Annotated in this window: 14 protein-coding genes; 11 read left to right on the forward strand and 3 right to left on the reverse strand. The window is 38.8% G+C overall.

What is annotated here, in order from left to right; genetic code table 11:
* Positions 1 to 26 precede the first annotated feature (26 nt).
* Genes nrfE through DV428_RS04110 form a run of 4 tightly spaced genes read left to right on the forward strand, consistent with a single transcriptional unit; the run spans position 27 to position 4,805 of the window.
* On the forward strand, positions 27 to 1,934 hold the full coding sequence (gene nrfE / locus DV428_RS04095; RefSeq protein WP_114908773.1) for a heme lyase NrfEFG subunit NrfE: 1,908 nt from the start codon (positions 27 to 29) through the stop codon (positions 1,932 to 1,934).
* Positions 1,934 to 2,464 carry a DsbE family thiol:disulfide interchange protein gene (locus tag DV428_RS04100; RefSeq protein WP_114908774.1) on the forward strand — a complete coding sequence of 177 codons (531 nt, stop codon included), beginning with the start codon at positions 1,934 to 1,936 and terminating at the stop codon, positions 2,462 to 2,464. The genes nrfE and DV428_RS04100 overlap by 1 nt, the downstream gene beginning before the upstream one ends.
* Positions 2,461 to 3,606 (forward strand): heme lyase NrfEFG subunit NrfF, encoded by a 1,146-nt coding sequence (gene nrfF / locus DV428_RS04105; protein WP_114908775.1) that lies wholly within the window; start codon positions 2,461 to 2,463, stop codon positions 3,604 to 3,606. Before DV428_RS04100 ends, nrfF begins: the two co-directional genes overlap by 4 nt.
* The gene (locus tag DV428_RS04110; protein ID WP_114908776.1) at positions 3,603 to 4,805 is read left to right on the forward strand and encodes a BaiN/RdsA family NAD(P)/FAD-dependent oxidoreductase; all 1,203 of its coding nucleotides are present in this window, start codon (positions 3,603 to 3,605) and stop codon (positions 4,803 to 4,805) included. Before nrfF ends, DV428_RS04110 begins: the two co-directional genes overlap by 4 nt.
* 60 nt (positions 4,806 to 4,865) lie before the next feature.
* Here the strand turns inward: DV428_RS04110 and bamJ are convergent, their stop codons facing one another.
* From bamJ to DV428_RS04125, 3 genes are all read right to left on the reverse strand, one after another.
* Entirely contained in the window at positions 4,866 to 5,489 is a 624-nt protein-coding gene (bamJ, locus tag DV428_RS04115) for a BamJ family beta-barrel-assembly machinery protein (RefSeq protein WP_114908777.1), read from the reverse strand.
* Between the two features lie 25 nt (positions 5,490 to 5,514).
* Entirely contained in the window at positions 5,515 to 6,384 is an 870-nt protein-coding gene (gene asd, locus DV428_RS04120; RefSeq protein WP_162790814.1) for an archaetidylserine decarboxylase, read from the reverse strand.
* A 149-nt stretch (positions 6,385 to 6,533) separates the two neighbouring features.
* Positions 6,534 to 9,242: an autotransporter outer membrane beta-barrel domain-containing protein gene (locus DV428_RS04125; RefSeq protein ID WP_114908779.1), complete on the reverse strand. Its 2,709-nt coding sequence runs from the start codon at positions 9,240 to 9,242 to the stop codon at positions 6,534 to 6,536.
* 376 nt (positions 9,243 to 9,618) lie between these two features.
* Between DV428_RS04125 and yceD the strand changes: the two genes are divergently transcribed.
* The 7 genes from yceD to acpP all read left to right on the forward strand — a co-directional run bounded on the left by yceD (position 9,619) and on the right by acpP (position 14,665).
* The gene (gene yceD / locus DV428_RS04130; RefSeq protein WP_046942523.1) at positions 9,619 to 10,143 is read left to right on the forward strand and encodes a 23S rRNA accumulation protein YceD; all 525 of its coding nucleotides are present in this window, start codon (positions 9,619 to 9,621) and stop codon (positions 10,141 to 10,143) included.
* A gap of 22 nt (positions 10,144 to 10,165) precedes the next feature.
* Complete coding sequence (gene rpmF / locus DV428_RS04135; RefSeq protein ID WP_005544470.1) at positions 10,166 to 10,336, forward strand: 50S ribosomal protein L32; 171 nt, start codon at positions 10,166 to 10,168, stop codon at positions 10,334 to 10,336.
* Positions 10,337 to 10,357: 21 nt separating this feature from the next.
* On the forward strand, positions 10,358 to 11,377 hold the full coding sequence (plsX, locus tag DV428_RS04140) for a phosphate acyltransferase PlsX (protein ID WP_114908780.1): 1,020 nt from the start codon (positions 10,358 to 10,360) through the stop codon (positions 11,375 to 11,377).
* A 20-nt stretch (positions 11,378 to 11,397) separates the two neighbouring features.
* The gene (locus DV428_RS04145; protein ID WP_114908781.1) at positions 11,398 to 12,348 is read left to right on the forward strand and encodes a beta-ketoacyl-ACP synthase III; all 951 of its coding nucleotides are present in this window, start codon (positions 11,398 to 11,400) and stop codon (positions 12,346 to 12,348) included.
* Positions 12,349 to 12,481: 133 nt separating this feature from the next.
* Positions 12,482 to 13,420 (forward strand): ACP S-malonyltransferase, encoded by a 939-nt coding sequence (gene fabD / locus DV428_RS04150; RefSeq protein WP_114908782.1) that lies wholly within the window; start codon positions 12,482 to 12,484, stop codon positions 13,418 to 13,420.
* 13 nt (positions 13,421 to 13,433) lie between these two features.
* Positions 13,434 to 14,162 carry a 3-oxoacyl-ACP reductase FabG gene (fabG, locus tag DV428_RS04155; RefSeq protein ID WP_114908783.1) on the forward strand — a complete coding sequence of 243 codons (729 nt, stop codon included), beginning with the start codon at positions 13,434 to 13,436 and terminating at the stop codon, positions 14,160 to 14,162.
* Between the two features lie 272 nt (positions 14,163 to 14,434).
* Positions 14,435 to 14,665 (forward strand): acyl carrier protein, encoded by a 231-nt coding sequence (gene acpP, locus DV428_RS04160; RefSeq protein ID WP_005627318.1) that lies wholly within the window; start codon positions 14,435 to 14,437, stop codon positions 14,663 to 14,665.
* Positions 14,666 to 14,773 lie beyond the last annotated feature (108 nt).

A 14,773-nucleotide genomic window follows, 5' to 3' on the forward strand; every position in this document is an offset into this window, starting at 1 on the left:
GCATCAACGAAAAAAACGACGACATTATGCTTCCAGAACTTGGCTTTTTCCTTCTTTTACTCGCAACAGCTAGCGCGTTTTTTCTTGCGTTAGTGCCTCAATTTGGGTTATTCAAAAAAAATCCTACTTTAATTAATGCCGCCTGGCCGCTTAGTTATATTTTTACCCTTGCGACGACATTCTCAATTGGTTTGCTTGCTTATTCTTTTGCGGTAGATGACTTTACCCTTGAATATGTAGCGGCACATTCTAATTCCCAATTACCTACATTTTTTAAAGTGGCTGCCACTTGGGGCGGGCATGAAGGTTCAATGTTGTTTTGGTTATTTTCATTGAGTTTATGGCTTGCTGCTTTTGCTTTTTTTAATCGAAAAAATGACCGCACTTTTTCCGCTCAATCTTTATCTTTATTGGGATTGATTTGCTTCGGTTTTGCAGCATTTATCTTATTTTATTCCAATCCATTTGGACGTATTTTCCCTGCACCAGCAGAAGGGCGCGATCTTAATCCAATGTTGCAAGATGTGGGATTAATTTTCCATCCACCATTGTTATATGTTGGCTATGTGGGCTTTGCGGTGAATTTTGCAATGAGTTTGAGTGCGTTGATTTATAACCAGTCAGCGCGGAAAATTGCACGTTCAATGCGTGGCTGGGTGTTGTTTTCTTGGTTATTTTTAACCATTGGCATTGTGCTTGGTGCTTGGTGGGCATATTACGAGCTCGGCTGGGGCGGTTGGTGGTTCTGGGATCCCGTAGAAAATGCGTCTTTAATGCCTTGGTTGCTTGGTTTGGCGTTATTACACAGTTTAATGGCAACGGAAAAACAAGGCGTATTTAGTTATTGGACAACGCTTTTTTCTCTGCTTGCTTTTGCCTTTAGCATATTAGGCACGTTTATTGTTCGTTCTGGCGCACTCACTTCTGTGCACGCTTTTGCATTGGATAACACGCGCGGTTATGTGTTGTTATTAATTTTCTTTGTTTTGACAGTGTTAGCCTTTGGTTTATTTGCTTTACGAGCGGGCAGTTCATCAGAAAGTGCGATGAAATTTCAGTTCGTTTCTAAATCTGGTGGCATTTTATTGCTGAATATTTTGCTTACCATTGCCACTGTTTCTACTTTTTTAGGCACCTTTTACCCGATGTTATTCCAAGCAATGAATTGGGGCTCAATTTCAGTGGGAAGTCCTTATTTTAATAGTATTTTCTTCCCAATTATTACGGTAGTTTTAATCTTGATGGTGATTTCCCTTACCATTCGTTGGGTGCAATTTGAGCGCGTATTATTGATACGTTGTGTATGGTTGTTGATTCCGTCTTTAATTCTTGCAGGCTTGATGATTTGGCAACAGCTACGCAATAATTCTGCATTAAATTTTCATGCTTTCGCTTTTGTGTTATTGACTCTTGCGATTTGGCTTTTGTTCGTCACTTTATGGCAAAATTGGCGACAAATTCGTTTGTCTCAATTTGGTATGATTTTAGCGCACTGTGGTGTGGCGATTGTGACCATTGGTGCGGTGATGAGCGGTTATTTTGGCAGTGAAATTGGTGTGCGTTTAGCACCGCAACAAAGTCAAACGCTGGGACAATATGAATTTCACTATCGTCAATTTTCTAATGAAATCGGTCCAAACTTTACGGCAGAAGTTGCCTTTTTTGATGTAACTGAAAATGGCAAACCTTATGCAGAAATTATCCCAGAGCGCCGTTATTACGATGTGCGAACAATGACGATGAGTGAAGTGGGGCTTGATGGCGGTTTCTGGGGGGATTTATATATTGTGATGGGTGATTCTCTCGGCAAAGGAGAATTTACTTTCCGCTTACATTATAAACCGCTGATTCGTTGGCTTTGGGCTGGCGGTATTTTAATGGCCTTTGGCGCACTTTGTAGCGTTTTCGGATTACGCAGAAAACAGGAAAAATAATGAACAAAAAACTTATCTTTTTTGCACCGCTCTTTTTGCTTTTAGGCGTGTGCGTATTATTAATTGCAGGGTTAAATCAAGATCCGAAAAAAATTGCGTCGGCTTTAATTGATAAACCTGTGCCAGAGTTTTATCAGGCTAATTTACATGAGCCATCGCAAATCGTAAGCCCGAAAGATTTTCCTAAACAGCCATTTTTACTAAATGTGTGGGGTAGTTGGTGTGGTTATTGCAAAGAAGAACATCCGTTGTTAATTGAGATTGCAAAAACGTTGCCTATTGTGGGCGTGGATTATCGCGACAATCCTCAAAATGGCATTGAAATGCTTAAGCGAATGGGCAATCCGTTCGTCTTCACCATTGATGATAGCCATGGGGAATTGGGATTAAAATTAGGTGTAGATGGTGCGCCAGAAACTTATCTTGTGGATGAAAATGGTGTGATTCGTTATCGCCATTCTGGTTTACTGGATAAAGAAACTTGGCAAACGGTATTTTTGCCAAAAATTGAAGCATTGAAGAACAAATGAAAAGCCTATTAGATATTTTTACTCGAGTTCAAAAAACATTTGTTTTTGCAACCGCACTTTTATTCGCATTTTCCTTGTTTACTCAAGCGGAAATGGTGGATACCTATCAATTCCAAAATCAAGATGATCGTACTCGCGCCGTAGAGTTGGCAAGATCTTTACGCTGCCCGCAATGTCAAAACCAAAATTTGGTGGAATCTAATTCTCCAATTGCTTATGACTTGCGTCTTGAAGTGTACAAAATGGTGGACGAAGGAAAAACTAATCAGCAAATTATCGATCAAATGACCGCTAGATTTGGTGATTTTGTGAATTATAAACCGCCATTCAAATGGAATACTGCGTTATTGTGGCTGTTGCCAATCGCTCTTTTAATTTTAGCTGCCGCATTGCTTTATTTCTCAAATAGAAAAAAATCGGCTTTATCTTCAGTCGAGAAGGGAAGTGCGTTGGAAAAAGAACAGCGATATTTTTCTGTTAATGCTGAGCCTCATTTGGATCCTAAGCAAAAGGAAGAAAGGACAGATTTCTTTGGGAAAAGTAATCATAAACTTTCTTTTGTGGTTTTCTTTTTATTAATTGCTATTCCAACCGTTTATTATTTTTCTCTTGATCGTTTTAGTCGTGTTCAACAAGGCGAGCAATCAATGATTGAGCAACATAATCAAAATGTTGAAATGAATGATGAACACAAAAATGAAAATGTGATTGAGAAGATCCAAAATAAACTGCGAACTGATCCGAATAATGCGGAAACTTGGCTTCAACTTGGGGAAGCCTATGTGCAGAATAATGAATTTGATAGTGCGCTTGTTGCTTATTCTAATGCAGAAAAAATATCAGGCAGTAAACCTAATATTTTAGGCTTGGCAGCCACCGCACTTTATTATCAAGCAGGCCAGCAAATGACCCCAAAAGTAGAACAACTTTTGAATGAAGCGTTGGCAAAAGATAAAAATGAAGTATCTAGCCTTTCTTTGTTGGCGACAATTGCCTTAGAAAATCGTCAATATCCACAAGCCAGTGCGTATTTACAGCAATTGTTAGATTCTGGTAATGCGGCAGTGGAGCGTCGTTCCGTTATTCAACGAATGAAGATGTTGGATTTTTTACAACGTGGTGAAAAAGGGCAAAATCCGTGAGCCAATATTCTGAAAATATTATTATTGGTGCAGGGGCGGCAGGATTATTTTGTGCCGCACAGTTGGCTAAGCTAGGCAAGTCGGTGACAGTTTTCGACAACGGCAAAAAAATCGGACGTAAGATTTTGATGTCAGGCGGAGGGTTTTGTAATTTCACCAATTTAGAGGTTACGCCTGCTCATTATCTTTCACAAAATCCTCATTTCGTCAAATCTGCCCTTGCTCGTTATACCAATTGGGATTTTATTTCTTTAGTGGCGGAGCAGGGGATTGCTTATCACGAAAAGGAATTGGGGCAATTATTTTGCGATAATGGCGCAGAACAAATCGTTGAAATGCTGATATCTGAATGCGATAAATATGGTGCTAAGATTTTATTGCGTAGCGAAGTTTCTCAAGTTGAACGGATTCAAAATGATGAAAAAGTGCGGTTTGTTTTACAGGTAAATTCAACCCAATGGCAATGTAAAAATTTGATTGTCGCGGCAGGTGGGCTTTCTATGCCGGGGCTTGGCGCAACGCCATTTGGCTACCAAATCGCGGAACAATTTGGCATTCCTGTTATTCCTCCACGCGCGAGTTTGGTGCCCTTTACTTATCGAGAAATAGATAAATTTTTAACCGCACTTTCAGGCATTAGCTTGCCAGTCACGATCACAGCCCAGTGCGGAAAATCGTTTCACAACCAGCTTTTGTTTACTCATCGTGGTATTTCAGGCCCTGCGGTGTTGCAAATTTCTAATTATTGGCAGCCCACTGAGTCAGTGGAAATCGATTTATTACCGAACCACAATTTGGAAGAAGAAATTAATCAAGCAAAACAATCTTCACCAAAACAAATGTTGAAAAGCATCTTGGTTCGATTATTGCCGAAAAAATTGGTCGAGCTTTGGATTGAACAAGGGCTTATGCAAGATGAAGTTATTGCTAACATCAGCAAAGTGCGGGTAAAAAATCTGGTGGATTTTATTCATCACTGGGAATTTACTCCAAATGGCACGGAAGGCTATCGAACGGCTGAAGTGACAATGGGCGGTGTAGATACTAAAGTAATTTCTTCTAAAACAATGGAAAGCAACCAAGTAAGCGGCTTGTATTTTATTGGTGAAGTATTGGATGTAACAGGCTGGCTCGGTGGTTATAACTTCCAGTGGGCGTGGAGCTCGGCTTATGCTTGTGCAATGGCGATTGCGGAATAGAGTGAGAACGTTCAGATTGTTTATTTAGGAGGATAAAAATATCCTCCTTTTTATTTTAGATTAAAGAATATCTAATAATTCTACTTCAAATACGAGTGTCGAGAATGGCGGAATTGATGCGCCAGCGCCACGTTCACCATAAGCAAGTTCGTGTGGAATAGTGAGTTTCCATTTAGAACCTACCGGCATCATTTGTAATGCTTCAACCCAACCACGAATTACGCCGTTTACAGGAAATTCAGCTGGCGTACCACGAGCAACAGAGCTATCAAACACCGTACCATCTGGTAATGTACCAGTGTAGTGTACACGCACTTTATCTGTTGCAGATGGTTTTGCGCCATTGCCTTCAGTCATGATTTCGTATTGCAAACCGCTGTCTGTTACGTTTACGCCCGCTTTTTTCGCATTTTCTTCTAAGAATTTTTTGCCTTCTTCTTCAATGGCTTTAAATTGTGCTTGTTGTGCTTCTGCGGCTTGTTGTTGAAGTGCCTGAACCGAATGCATTAACTCATTGATGTCTAATGCTGGTTGATTATGATTTAATGCGTCAAAAATACCTTTCGCTACAGCTTCAATGGTGATTCCCATTTGGCTATCCGCTAATTGTTGGCCAATTTGCAAACCAATACCGTAGCTACCTTTTTCAGAAACGCTTTCTAATTTTACTTGTTCAAAATTCATTTGATATTTTCCTTTCGTTAAAAAATTATTTTTTATATGCCAAGATTTCGCCCATGCGAACAGGTTCGTTGACGCTTAAATGATCAGCTAAACGGACTTGATTTGTTTGGAATAAATTAATTACTGTCGAACCAAGTTGGAACCAACCCATTTCTTGACCTTTCAATAATTTGACTGCACTTTCGCCTTCATAAGTCCAAGTTTTCACTTCATTGTGGCGAGGTGGATTAATTACGCCCGCCCAAGTTGTGCCAATACTTGCAGTGATGGTTGCACCGACTAAAATTTGTACCATTGTGCCAAATTCAGTATCAAATACACAAATCACGCGTTCATTACGCGCAAATAAATTCGGTACATGTTGGGCTAAAAATGGATTCACAGAGAATAAATCACCCGGCACATAAATCATTTTGCGTAGTGTACCATCGCACGGCATATGCACTCGGTGGTAATCACGAGGAGAAAGATAAGTAGTGGCAAATTCACCATTTTTAAAGGTTTCCACTAATTCTTTATCTTCTGCCAGTAAGTCTTCTAGGCTGAAAAAATGCCCCTTAGCTTGTAATAAAAGATTATCGTCAATATGACCGCACTCGCTAATGTGACCGTCTGCTGGTAAACAAAGTGCGGTAGGATTTTGATTGATTGGACGCGCGTTTTCTTTTAACGGACGAATAAAAAATTCATTAAAACTTGCGTAATCAGAAAATTTTTCTTTTTGCGCAATGCTCATATCAATGTTGTATTTTTTCGCAAAAGCTTTAATTACAACATGGGTTAGCACACTCCATTTTTGTTTAGCAAACCAGCCTGCAATTTGAGTTAAATAAATTTGCGGCATGACATATTGAAATGCCACTTTCAAGCGTTGCCAATAAGAATTTGAAGTCATCATTATCTTTCCTTGTTAAAAAAAGAGGCGTGATTATAGCAATTTTTATCAATGTGCCAACTTTTTTGGTGGTTTTGGGGGCGTTATTTTAATAGCCTAGGTAAAAAAATTGGCACACGTTGAAAGCGTGTGCCACAGTAAAATATTAGTTAGAACAAGTATCTTATGCCAATATGAGCTTGCCAATTTTGTTTGAAGCGGTGAATTGTTGAGCTTTGTGCTTCAAAATAAACTTGGGTATTTTTAGCTTTATTCATATAAGACAAGCCTAATCCATATTCTAGCCAATTACCTTTATTTAATATTTTCTCAACGGCCACTTTATTAAACGTATATTTCATTTCACTAAGAAATTCTCGTCTATACATGAGTTTAATATAAGGGTGAATCTCTTTTTCGTTGAAATAATCTAATCCAGCTCTAAAGCCAATTCGTCCTACTAAACTTCTTACTTTTTCCGTTTCAACCATTAGCTTGTTTGATACTGTGAAATCATATCCTTTTGTAGCATGATAGGATAATTGAGCCTCTGGTTGTAAATAGATTACACGTTCAGCTGTTTCACTTAAGTTAATACGTTTCCCTGTTTCTGCGGAAAGTATATAAGTAAAAGTGCGTATTGTCGGGGATTTAACCGATTTTTTTGACGGGCTAACTAAGTCATAACCGCCACTATAACTTATTGCTTTCGTAAAGAAATCAAAATACCAGTCGTTTTCCTTGTTTAACCAAGAAGAATATAAGCCTAATTCTGTGCCATTAAGTTTAATTTTGCCTGGATATGTTTGTGATTTTGCAGCGGAACTGATATATCCAAATGAGAGACCATTATAATTTATCCAATTTCCTCTTGCGTTTATCCAATCATAGCCAATTTTTAAGCCTAGGTAGTTATTGGTATATCCGCTAACTTTAATACTTCCTTTACTAACGTATTGGCCATCAATATTTTTTGCCCAAATCTGACTTTGTTTGGTGATATTTTTATTGAAATGAATTTCGCCTAAGCGTTGATGTAAACTTTCAGTTAAAGTCAAATTAGATTGATAAATAATATCGCCTAAAATTACCGCACCTTGTGCACCAGTGCTTAAACGACCTGTAGGATTTAGGTAATAGTCTTTACCGGCAGGGATGTTTACAATTTTGGAACCACTTGGATCTGTCAAAGTAAACTCATAAGCCCCTTGGTCGGTAGTACCTGTCTTTAAGGCAAAATCCCCTTTGACTTTTGATTTGTCTGGTGTTTTAAATTCTACGAGTAATAGATGCTCATCTCCCTTGGTAGGCGCACTGCCATCGTCTTTATAATTAACCTTATGATGACCTTCGCTGGAATCACGGACAATCAGTCTATCCGCAGTGCCTTTCATAATGTCACCTTGCATATTGAAAGTACCACCATCACCTTTCAAATTTTCCACAGAGATATTAATATTCCGCTTAGGATTGCCAAAGTTTACGGTAGCACCATTGGAGATATGAAAGTTATTCAATTTTGATGTATTTGTAGCATCCCATCGTGCTCCATTAGTCATAGTAAAATTAAATTTAGTATTAGCTTTATCAGGATCTGGACCATCACGGTTTTCTTCAAACAGAGGTTGTCCATGAGGCAGATTATTAGGATCATCGGGATCACCAGTATATCTTTGTTTACCAATATGAGCTTCTCCGTGGAAGTAAGAATCTTTATTTTTTAAGTTTAATTCAATTTTACCCCCATTCAGAGCGTGAATATCTCCGTCGATTTGTACCTTTCCATCTCCTTTAATTTCAGCTTTACTATTTTTCCCATCTACATTTAATGCATCCCCGATAGATTTTTGTTTTCCGTTTTCATCAAGTACAGGTTGCACATCTATTTTCACATCACCATAGAAAGTAACACGATCGTAAGATTCATCAGGTTCCTCATCACTTCTCGGACCTTTTTTCGGTAACCCCCCTACATAAACACCGTAATTTTCTGCATTCATCTTGTTACCACGGTCTACCTTGATATTTACAGCTCCATAAAAATCCATTTCCGTTTGATTAATAACAGTTCTCCTAGGACCCGTATTTGTTATATTTACATTTCTATAGTGGGTGGTACCAATCCCACGCGCTTTTGTCGTACCAGATACTGTATAAATATTAAGGGTAGAATCCTTCTCTAATTTGATATGGGTATGGCTTTTTTGTCCTGGTGCATTCATTAAGGTGTTATCGCTTTTTAACAACTCAATGCCATTCATTTCCGGATTATTAGTCACCTTAGATCCATCTGTAAAGAGATAGTTCGTCCCTTTAAAAGTAATCGTCGTGTCAGACATTCCCTTACCATCTGTGGTCAACGTTTGGTTTCCAAAGATAGAATGCCTAGAATTTATGGTTTTAATCGACACATTTTCTAAGGTAATATCATTATGCCCCTTATAGCTATTATCGGCTAATAGAAAACCTGCATTTTCAGCAGCACTTTGTAACCTATATCTATTTGCGCTCACATAGCCTATAGGTTTGTCTTTGACTATCGTCCAGTGTGCTGGTGCTTTCACTTCCGTTCCATCAAAATTTTTCCATTTTGATGCTGCTACATCGGTTTGGTTAGCAATAGTATCACTGATTGTTCCATTTCCCTTAACAGTGACTTCATTTTTCCCTTCATAAGCTGCAACAACCAAGGCATTAATTGGTTCATCCTTTGCACTATAATCTAATACTTTTCCTTTATTTTCTTGATTTTTTGTGGCTACTACCGCTGTGAACCTTTGTTTTTCAAGAACTTGTCCATCCGCAGTAGCAGATTCACCAGTTGTCGCTTGAACGAGAAGTAAAATAACAAAGAGAAACGACGATTTTTTATATTTCATAGTTATTTTGTTCCTTTTGATTTTTTTAGTTGAGATGTACTAATAGGCTATTCATTGATAACCGTTCTCAGTAGGATATTCTTTGGGGTATTATTTTATGCGCTAAAAAAGGTTTTGTTATGTTAGATCATTTTTATGTTTGCGGTGTATGTTTTTTATCCTATTTTAGTTTAATTGTTTTTTTTTGAGCTGTTTGCGGTGTTTTTTTAATCGCGTTAATCGCGTTGCTTCTGGACGTTCTTGTAAATGAAATCGACGTGAACTAAGATGAAAATTATAAAATTGAGTCAAAAGTGCGGTTGCTACAGCGTAAATTTTAGAAAATCCACGATTTCTCTTTGACTATCTTCGAAACAACAGGTAATATTCACGCCCTATGCAAAAGGTAAAACTACCCCTCACTGTTGATCCCATAAAAGATGCTCAAAGACGGCTTGATTATGTTGGCTATTATGCTGCAAATCAGCTTGAGCGTTTGGCGGAATCAGTGGTAAACGTGCTCAGCGATGCACAGGTAACATTATCGTTTTATGTTGATCCACAAAAATTAGTGGTGATGAAAGGTAAAGTACAGGTTGATGTCGAGCTTGAATGTCAGCGTTGTAATTTGCCTTACAAACAAACATTGGAGTGTGAGTTTATTTATAGTCCAGTGGCTAATTGGGATCAAGCTGATGACTTGCCCGAAATTTATGAACCAATCGAATTTAATGCGTTTGGCGAAATAGATTTAATTGGTACAGTGGAAGACGAACTTATTTTAGCTCTACCGCTTGTCCCAATGCATTCATCTGAACACTGTGAAGTGTCCGCGCAGGAACAGGTTTTTGGCGAATTGCCTGAAGAATTGGCAAAAAAACCGAACCCGTTCGCTGTATTAGCTAATTTAAAGCAAAAGTAAATTAAATTTAGGAGTATAGCCAATGGCTGTTCAACAAAACAAAAAATCTCGTTCACGTCGTGATATGCGTCGTTCACACGATGCTTTAACAACTGCTGCTGTATCAGTAGATAAAGCAAGCGGTGAAACTCACTTACGCCACCACGTAACTGCAGACGGTTACTATCGTGGTCGTAAAGTGATCAATAAGTAATTTTTACTTATAGGTGTTCACTTGAACCGTCTAACCTTGGCGTTAGATGTGATGGGCGGGGACGTTGGTCCCCGTATTACTATCCCCGCATCCCTTTTGGCGTTGGAACGAGATCCAATGCTTTTTCTTATTCTGTTTGGCGATAAGCAACAAATTTCCCCTTTACTTGAAAACAGCCCTCAATCACTTTTAGATCGTCTTCATATTCAACATTGTTCTCACAAAATTGATAATAACCAAGCTATTTCTTATGCATTGCGCCATAGCAAGGGAACTTCTATGCGTTTAGCACTAGAAAGCGTGCAACGTGGTGAGGCGCAAGGTTGTGTGAGTGCTGGCAATACAGGGGCGTTAATGGGATTATCAAAAATTTTGTTGCAACCTTTACAAGGCATTGCGCGTCCGGCATTAGTGGCTTTTATTCCAACAATGAACGGTGAAAAATCTGTGATGTTGGATTTAGGCGCAAATGTGGAATGTGATGCGCAAAATCTTTATCAATTTGCACAAATGGGCGCAATTTTTGCAGAAAATCATCTTCATCTTGTTTATCCGCGCATTGGTTTATTAAATATTGGTGTAGAAGCCATTAAGGGACATCAATCTATTCGCGAAGCCGCAAATTTGTTAGAAAAATCTACCGCACTTAATTATGTTGGTTTTATTGAGGGTGATGCTTTGTTGAATGGTCGCGTGGATGTTATTGTTAGTGAGGGATTTGCTGGCAATATCGCGTTAAAAACCCTTGAGGGGGCAGCAAAAAATTTGTTGTCTTTATTTAAAAATCAATCGAAGGTATCACGTTTAAAACCGATTTTGGCGTGGATAATGCGATATTTTTTCAAACAAAGTTATCAACGCTTGAAACGCATTAACCCTGATGAATATAATGGCGCATCACTTATTGGCTTAAAAGCTGTGGTGGTAAAAAGTCACGGTAGCGCAAATGTGAATGCTTTTGCGCACGCCATTGCCGATGCTGCCTTACAAGCCCGCCTGCAACTTCCAGAAAAAATTTTGGCAGGGCTTGCTCGTTATTAATGACTTAATTTTTATTTATTATGAATAGCAGAATTTTATCTACTGGTAGTTATTTACCAAGCTACATCCGCACCAATGCGGAATTGGAAAAAATGGTTGATACATCAGATGAATGGATTGTCACTCGTTCCGGTATTCGTGAACGTCGTATCGCAGCGGCAGATGAAACTGTTGCAACAATGGGATTTGAAGCGGCAAAAAATGCGATCGAAGCTGCCCAGATTAATCCTCAAGATATTGAACTGATTATTGTTGCAACAACAAGTCATTCACACGCTTATCCAAGTGCGGCTTGCCAAGTGCAAGGTTTATTAAATATCGATGATACGATTTCTTTTGATTTAGCTGCAGCTTGTACTGGTTTTGTCTATGCCTTGAGCGTAGCCGATCAATTTATTCGTGCCGGCAAGGTGAAAAAAGCCTTAGTGATAGGCTCAGATCTCAATTCTCGTAAATTAGATGAAACTGATCGCAGCACTGTTGTTCTATTTGGTGATGGTGCGGGAGCAGTAATTCTTGAAGCGAGTGAACAAGAAGGGATTATTTCGACTCATTTACATGCTTCAGCAGATAAACATAATGCCCTTGTTTTAGCTCAACCTGAACGTGGCGTAGAAAAATCTGGATATATCGAGATGCAAGGTAACGAAACCTTCAAATTGGCAGTTCGTGAACTTTCAAATGTGGTGGAAGAAACACTTTTAGCAAATAATTTGGATAAAAAAGATTTAGACTGGCTTGTGCCACACCAAGCAAATTTACGTATTATTACAGCGACAGCTAAAAAATTAGAAATGGATATGTCGCAAGTGGTGGTAACGTTAGACAAATACGCTAACAACAGTGCTGCAACTGTGCCTGTCGCTTTAGATGAGGCTGTTCGAGATGGCCGTATTCAACGTGGGCAGTTACTATTATTAGAGGCCTTTGGCGGTGGTTGGACTTGGGGTTCAGCGTTAGTGAGATTTTAGTTGATTTGATATAATTATTGATGATTTTAAAGTGCGGTAAAAATTGACCGCACTTTTTGTGTTAAGTGTCAGGCGAAATCCTGACTTCAATTAACGAAAAATATTTTTAATTAAAACATAGGATAACAACATAATGAAAAAATTCGCAATGGTCTTCCCAGGTCAAGGCTCCCAAACTGTCGGTATGCTTGCTGATCTTGCCACTGAATATCCAATCGTTACTGAAACATTTAAACAAGCATCTGATGCGCTTGGTTATGATTTATGGAATCTTGTTCAACAAGGCCCTGCTGAAGAACTCAATAAAACATGGCAAACTCAGCCCGCACTTTTGGCAGCTTCAGTCGCTATTTATCGCGTATGGCAAGAAAAATTTCCTCAATTAAAACCAGAAGTGATGGCAGGCCATAGCTTAGGTGAGTATTCTGCGTTAGTTTGTGCTGGTGTGTTGGATTTCCAAGATGCGATTAAATTAGTGGAATTGCGCGGAAAATTAATGCAACAAGCTGTGCCTGAAGGCACTGGCGCAATGTATGCAATCATTGGTTTGGATAATGAAGCGATTATTAATGCTTGTAAACAAGCGGAAGAAGGTGAAGTTGTATCAGCGGTGAATTTCAACTCACCAGGCCAAGTCGTTATCGCTGGCGCGAAAGCTGCAGTTGAGCGTGCAGCTACATTATGTAAAGAAGCGGGGGCGAAACGTGCATTGCCATTAGCCGTGAGCGTACCTTCTCACTGTGCCTTGATGAAACCAGCAGCGGAGCAATTAGCGGTAACACTTGAGAATATTCAAATTAATACACCAACAACCTCGGTATTAAATAACGTTGATGTGAAAGCTGAAACTGAAGGTGCAGAAATTCGTACCGCACTTGTTCGTCAGTTATATAGCCCAGTTCGTTGGACTGAAACAGTTGAAAAAATAGCGCAAGATGGCGTTCAAGCACTTGTTGAAGTGGGACCAGGTAAAGTATTAAATGGTTTAACCAAACGCATTGTGGGTGATTTACAAGCTATATCTGTAAATGATGTTGCATCATTCAATGCTGTAGAAGAATTTTTAGCGTAAAAGGAAGAAAAAAATGCAAGGTAAAATTGCTTTAGTGACAGGGGCTACTCGTGGTATCGGTCGTGCGATTGCAGAAGAACTTAGCTCAAAAGGTGCATTTGTAATTGGTACTGCAACATCTGAAAAAGGTGCAGAGGCAATTTCTGCATATTTAGGGGATAAAGGTAAAGGCTTAGTGTTAAACGTAACTGATAAAGAATCCATCGAAGCAGCACTTGAGCAAATCAAAAATGATTTTGGCGATATTGATATTCTCGTGAATAACGCAGGTATTACTTGCGATAACTTATTGATGCGTATGAAAGATGATGAGTGGTTTGATATTATGCAAACTAACTTAACTTCGGTGTATCATCTTTCTAAAGCCATGTTACGTTCAATGATGAAAAAACGTTTTGGTCGTATCATCAATATTGGTTCAGTGGTCGGTTCAATGGGGAACCCCGGTCAAACTAACTATTGTGCGGCAAAAGCGGGTGTGATTGGTTTTTCTAAATCTTTAGCGAAAGAAGTGGCTGCGCGCGGTATTACTGTAAATGTAGTTGCACCTGGTTTTATTGCAACGGATATGACAGAAGTGCTTACCGATGAACAAAAAGCGGGGATCTTATCTAATGTTCCAGCTGGTCGTTTAGGCGAAGCAAAAGACATAGCTAAAGCTGTTGCTTTCTTAGCTTCTGATGATGCAGCTTACATTACAGGCACAACGTTGCATGTAAATGGTGGTTTATATATGAGCTAATGCTGAAAATCAGCATTTCTCTTTATTTGGACTTGAGTGGCGTTCTAAACACAAAATCATAGCCAAAGATTTTAGATAATGTTAGAATCCCATTCGCAGTGTAGCTTGGTTACGCCTTGAGCGTATGCAAAGGTACGTAACTATTTTTAATGTGTGTATTCAGATTGCCCATTTTGTGGTGCGACCAGCCTATAAAATAGTTGCAAGTTGATAAAAAATACATACACTAACCGCTCTTTTATGAGTTAAAACCAACAAAATAGGAAAAACAAATGAGTATTGAAGAACGCGTGAAAAAAATCATCGTTGAACAATTAGGTGTTAAAGAAGAAGATGTTAAATCTGAAGCTTCTTTCGTTGAAGATTTAGGTGCGGACTCTTTAGACACAGTTGAATTAGTAATGGCTTTAGAAGAAGAATTCGATATCGAAATTCCAGATGAAGAAGCTGAAAAAATCACAACTGTTCAATCTGCGATTGACTACGTGCAAAACAATCAATAATTTCAAGTTGGGCGACTTTTAAGTCGCCTAATTTTTTCCCAAAAATCCTCTTTAAAATCACCGCACTTTTCTCTTATTCCTGCATTGTAAAATTGATCTGAATTACCT

Origin of the sequence: Haemophilus haemolyticus, from assembly GCF_003352385.1 — a bacterium.
In the GTDB taxonomy this organism is placed as follows: Bacteria; Pseudomonadota; Gammaproteobacteria; order Enterobacterales; family Pasteurellaceae; genus Haemophilus; species Haemophilus haemolyticus_I.

Coding starts and splice junctions, on each gene's coding strand:
- nrfE (WP_114908773.1), top strand. CDS start 27: ATGCTTCCAGAACTTGGCTTTTTCCTTCTTTTACTCGCAACAGCTAGC.
- DV428_RS04100 (WP_114908774.1), top strand. CDS start 1,934: ATGAACAAAAAACTTATCTTTTTTGCACCGCTCTTTTTGCTTTTAGGC.
- nrfF (WP_114908775.1), top strand. CDS start 2,461: ATGAAAAGCCTATTAGATATTTTTACTCGAGTTCAAAAAACATTTGTT.
- bamJ (WP_114908777.1), bottom strand. CDS start 5,489: ATGAATTTTGAACAAGTAAAATTAGAAAGCGTTTCTGAAAAAGGTAGC.
- asd (WP_162790814.1), bottom strand. CDS start 6,384: ATGACTTCAAATTCTTATTGGCAACGCTTGAAAGTGGCATTTCAATAT.
- DV428_RS04125 (WP_114908779.1), bottom strand. CDS start 9,242: ATGAAATATAAAAAATCGTCGTTTCTCTTTGTTATTTTACTTCTCGTT.
- yceD (WP_046942523.1), top strand. CDS start 9,619: ATGCAAAAGGTAAAACTACCCCTCACTGTTGATCCCATAAAAGATGCT.
- rpmF (WP_005544470.1), top strand. CDS start 10,166: ATGGCTGTTCAACAAAACAAAAAATCTCGTTCACGTCGTGATATGCGT.
- DV428_RS04145 (WP_114908781.1), top strand. CDS start 11,398: ATGAATAGCAGAATTTTATCTACTGGTAGTTATTTACCAAGCTACATC.
- fabD (WP_114908782.1), top strand. CDS start 12,482: ATGAAAAAATTCGCAATGGTCTTCCCAGGTCAAGGCTCCCAAACTGTC.
- fabG (WP_114908783.1), top strand. CDS start 13,434: ATGCAAGGTAAAATTGCTTTAGTGACAGGGGCTACTCGTGGTATCGGT.
- acpP (WP_005627318.1), top strand. CDS start 14,435: ATGAGTATTGAAGAACGCGTGAAAAAAATCATCGTTGAACAATTAGGT.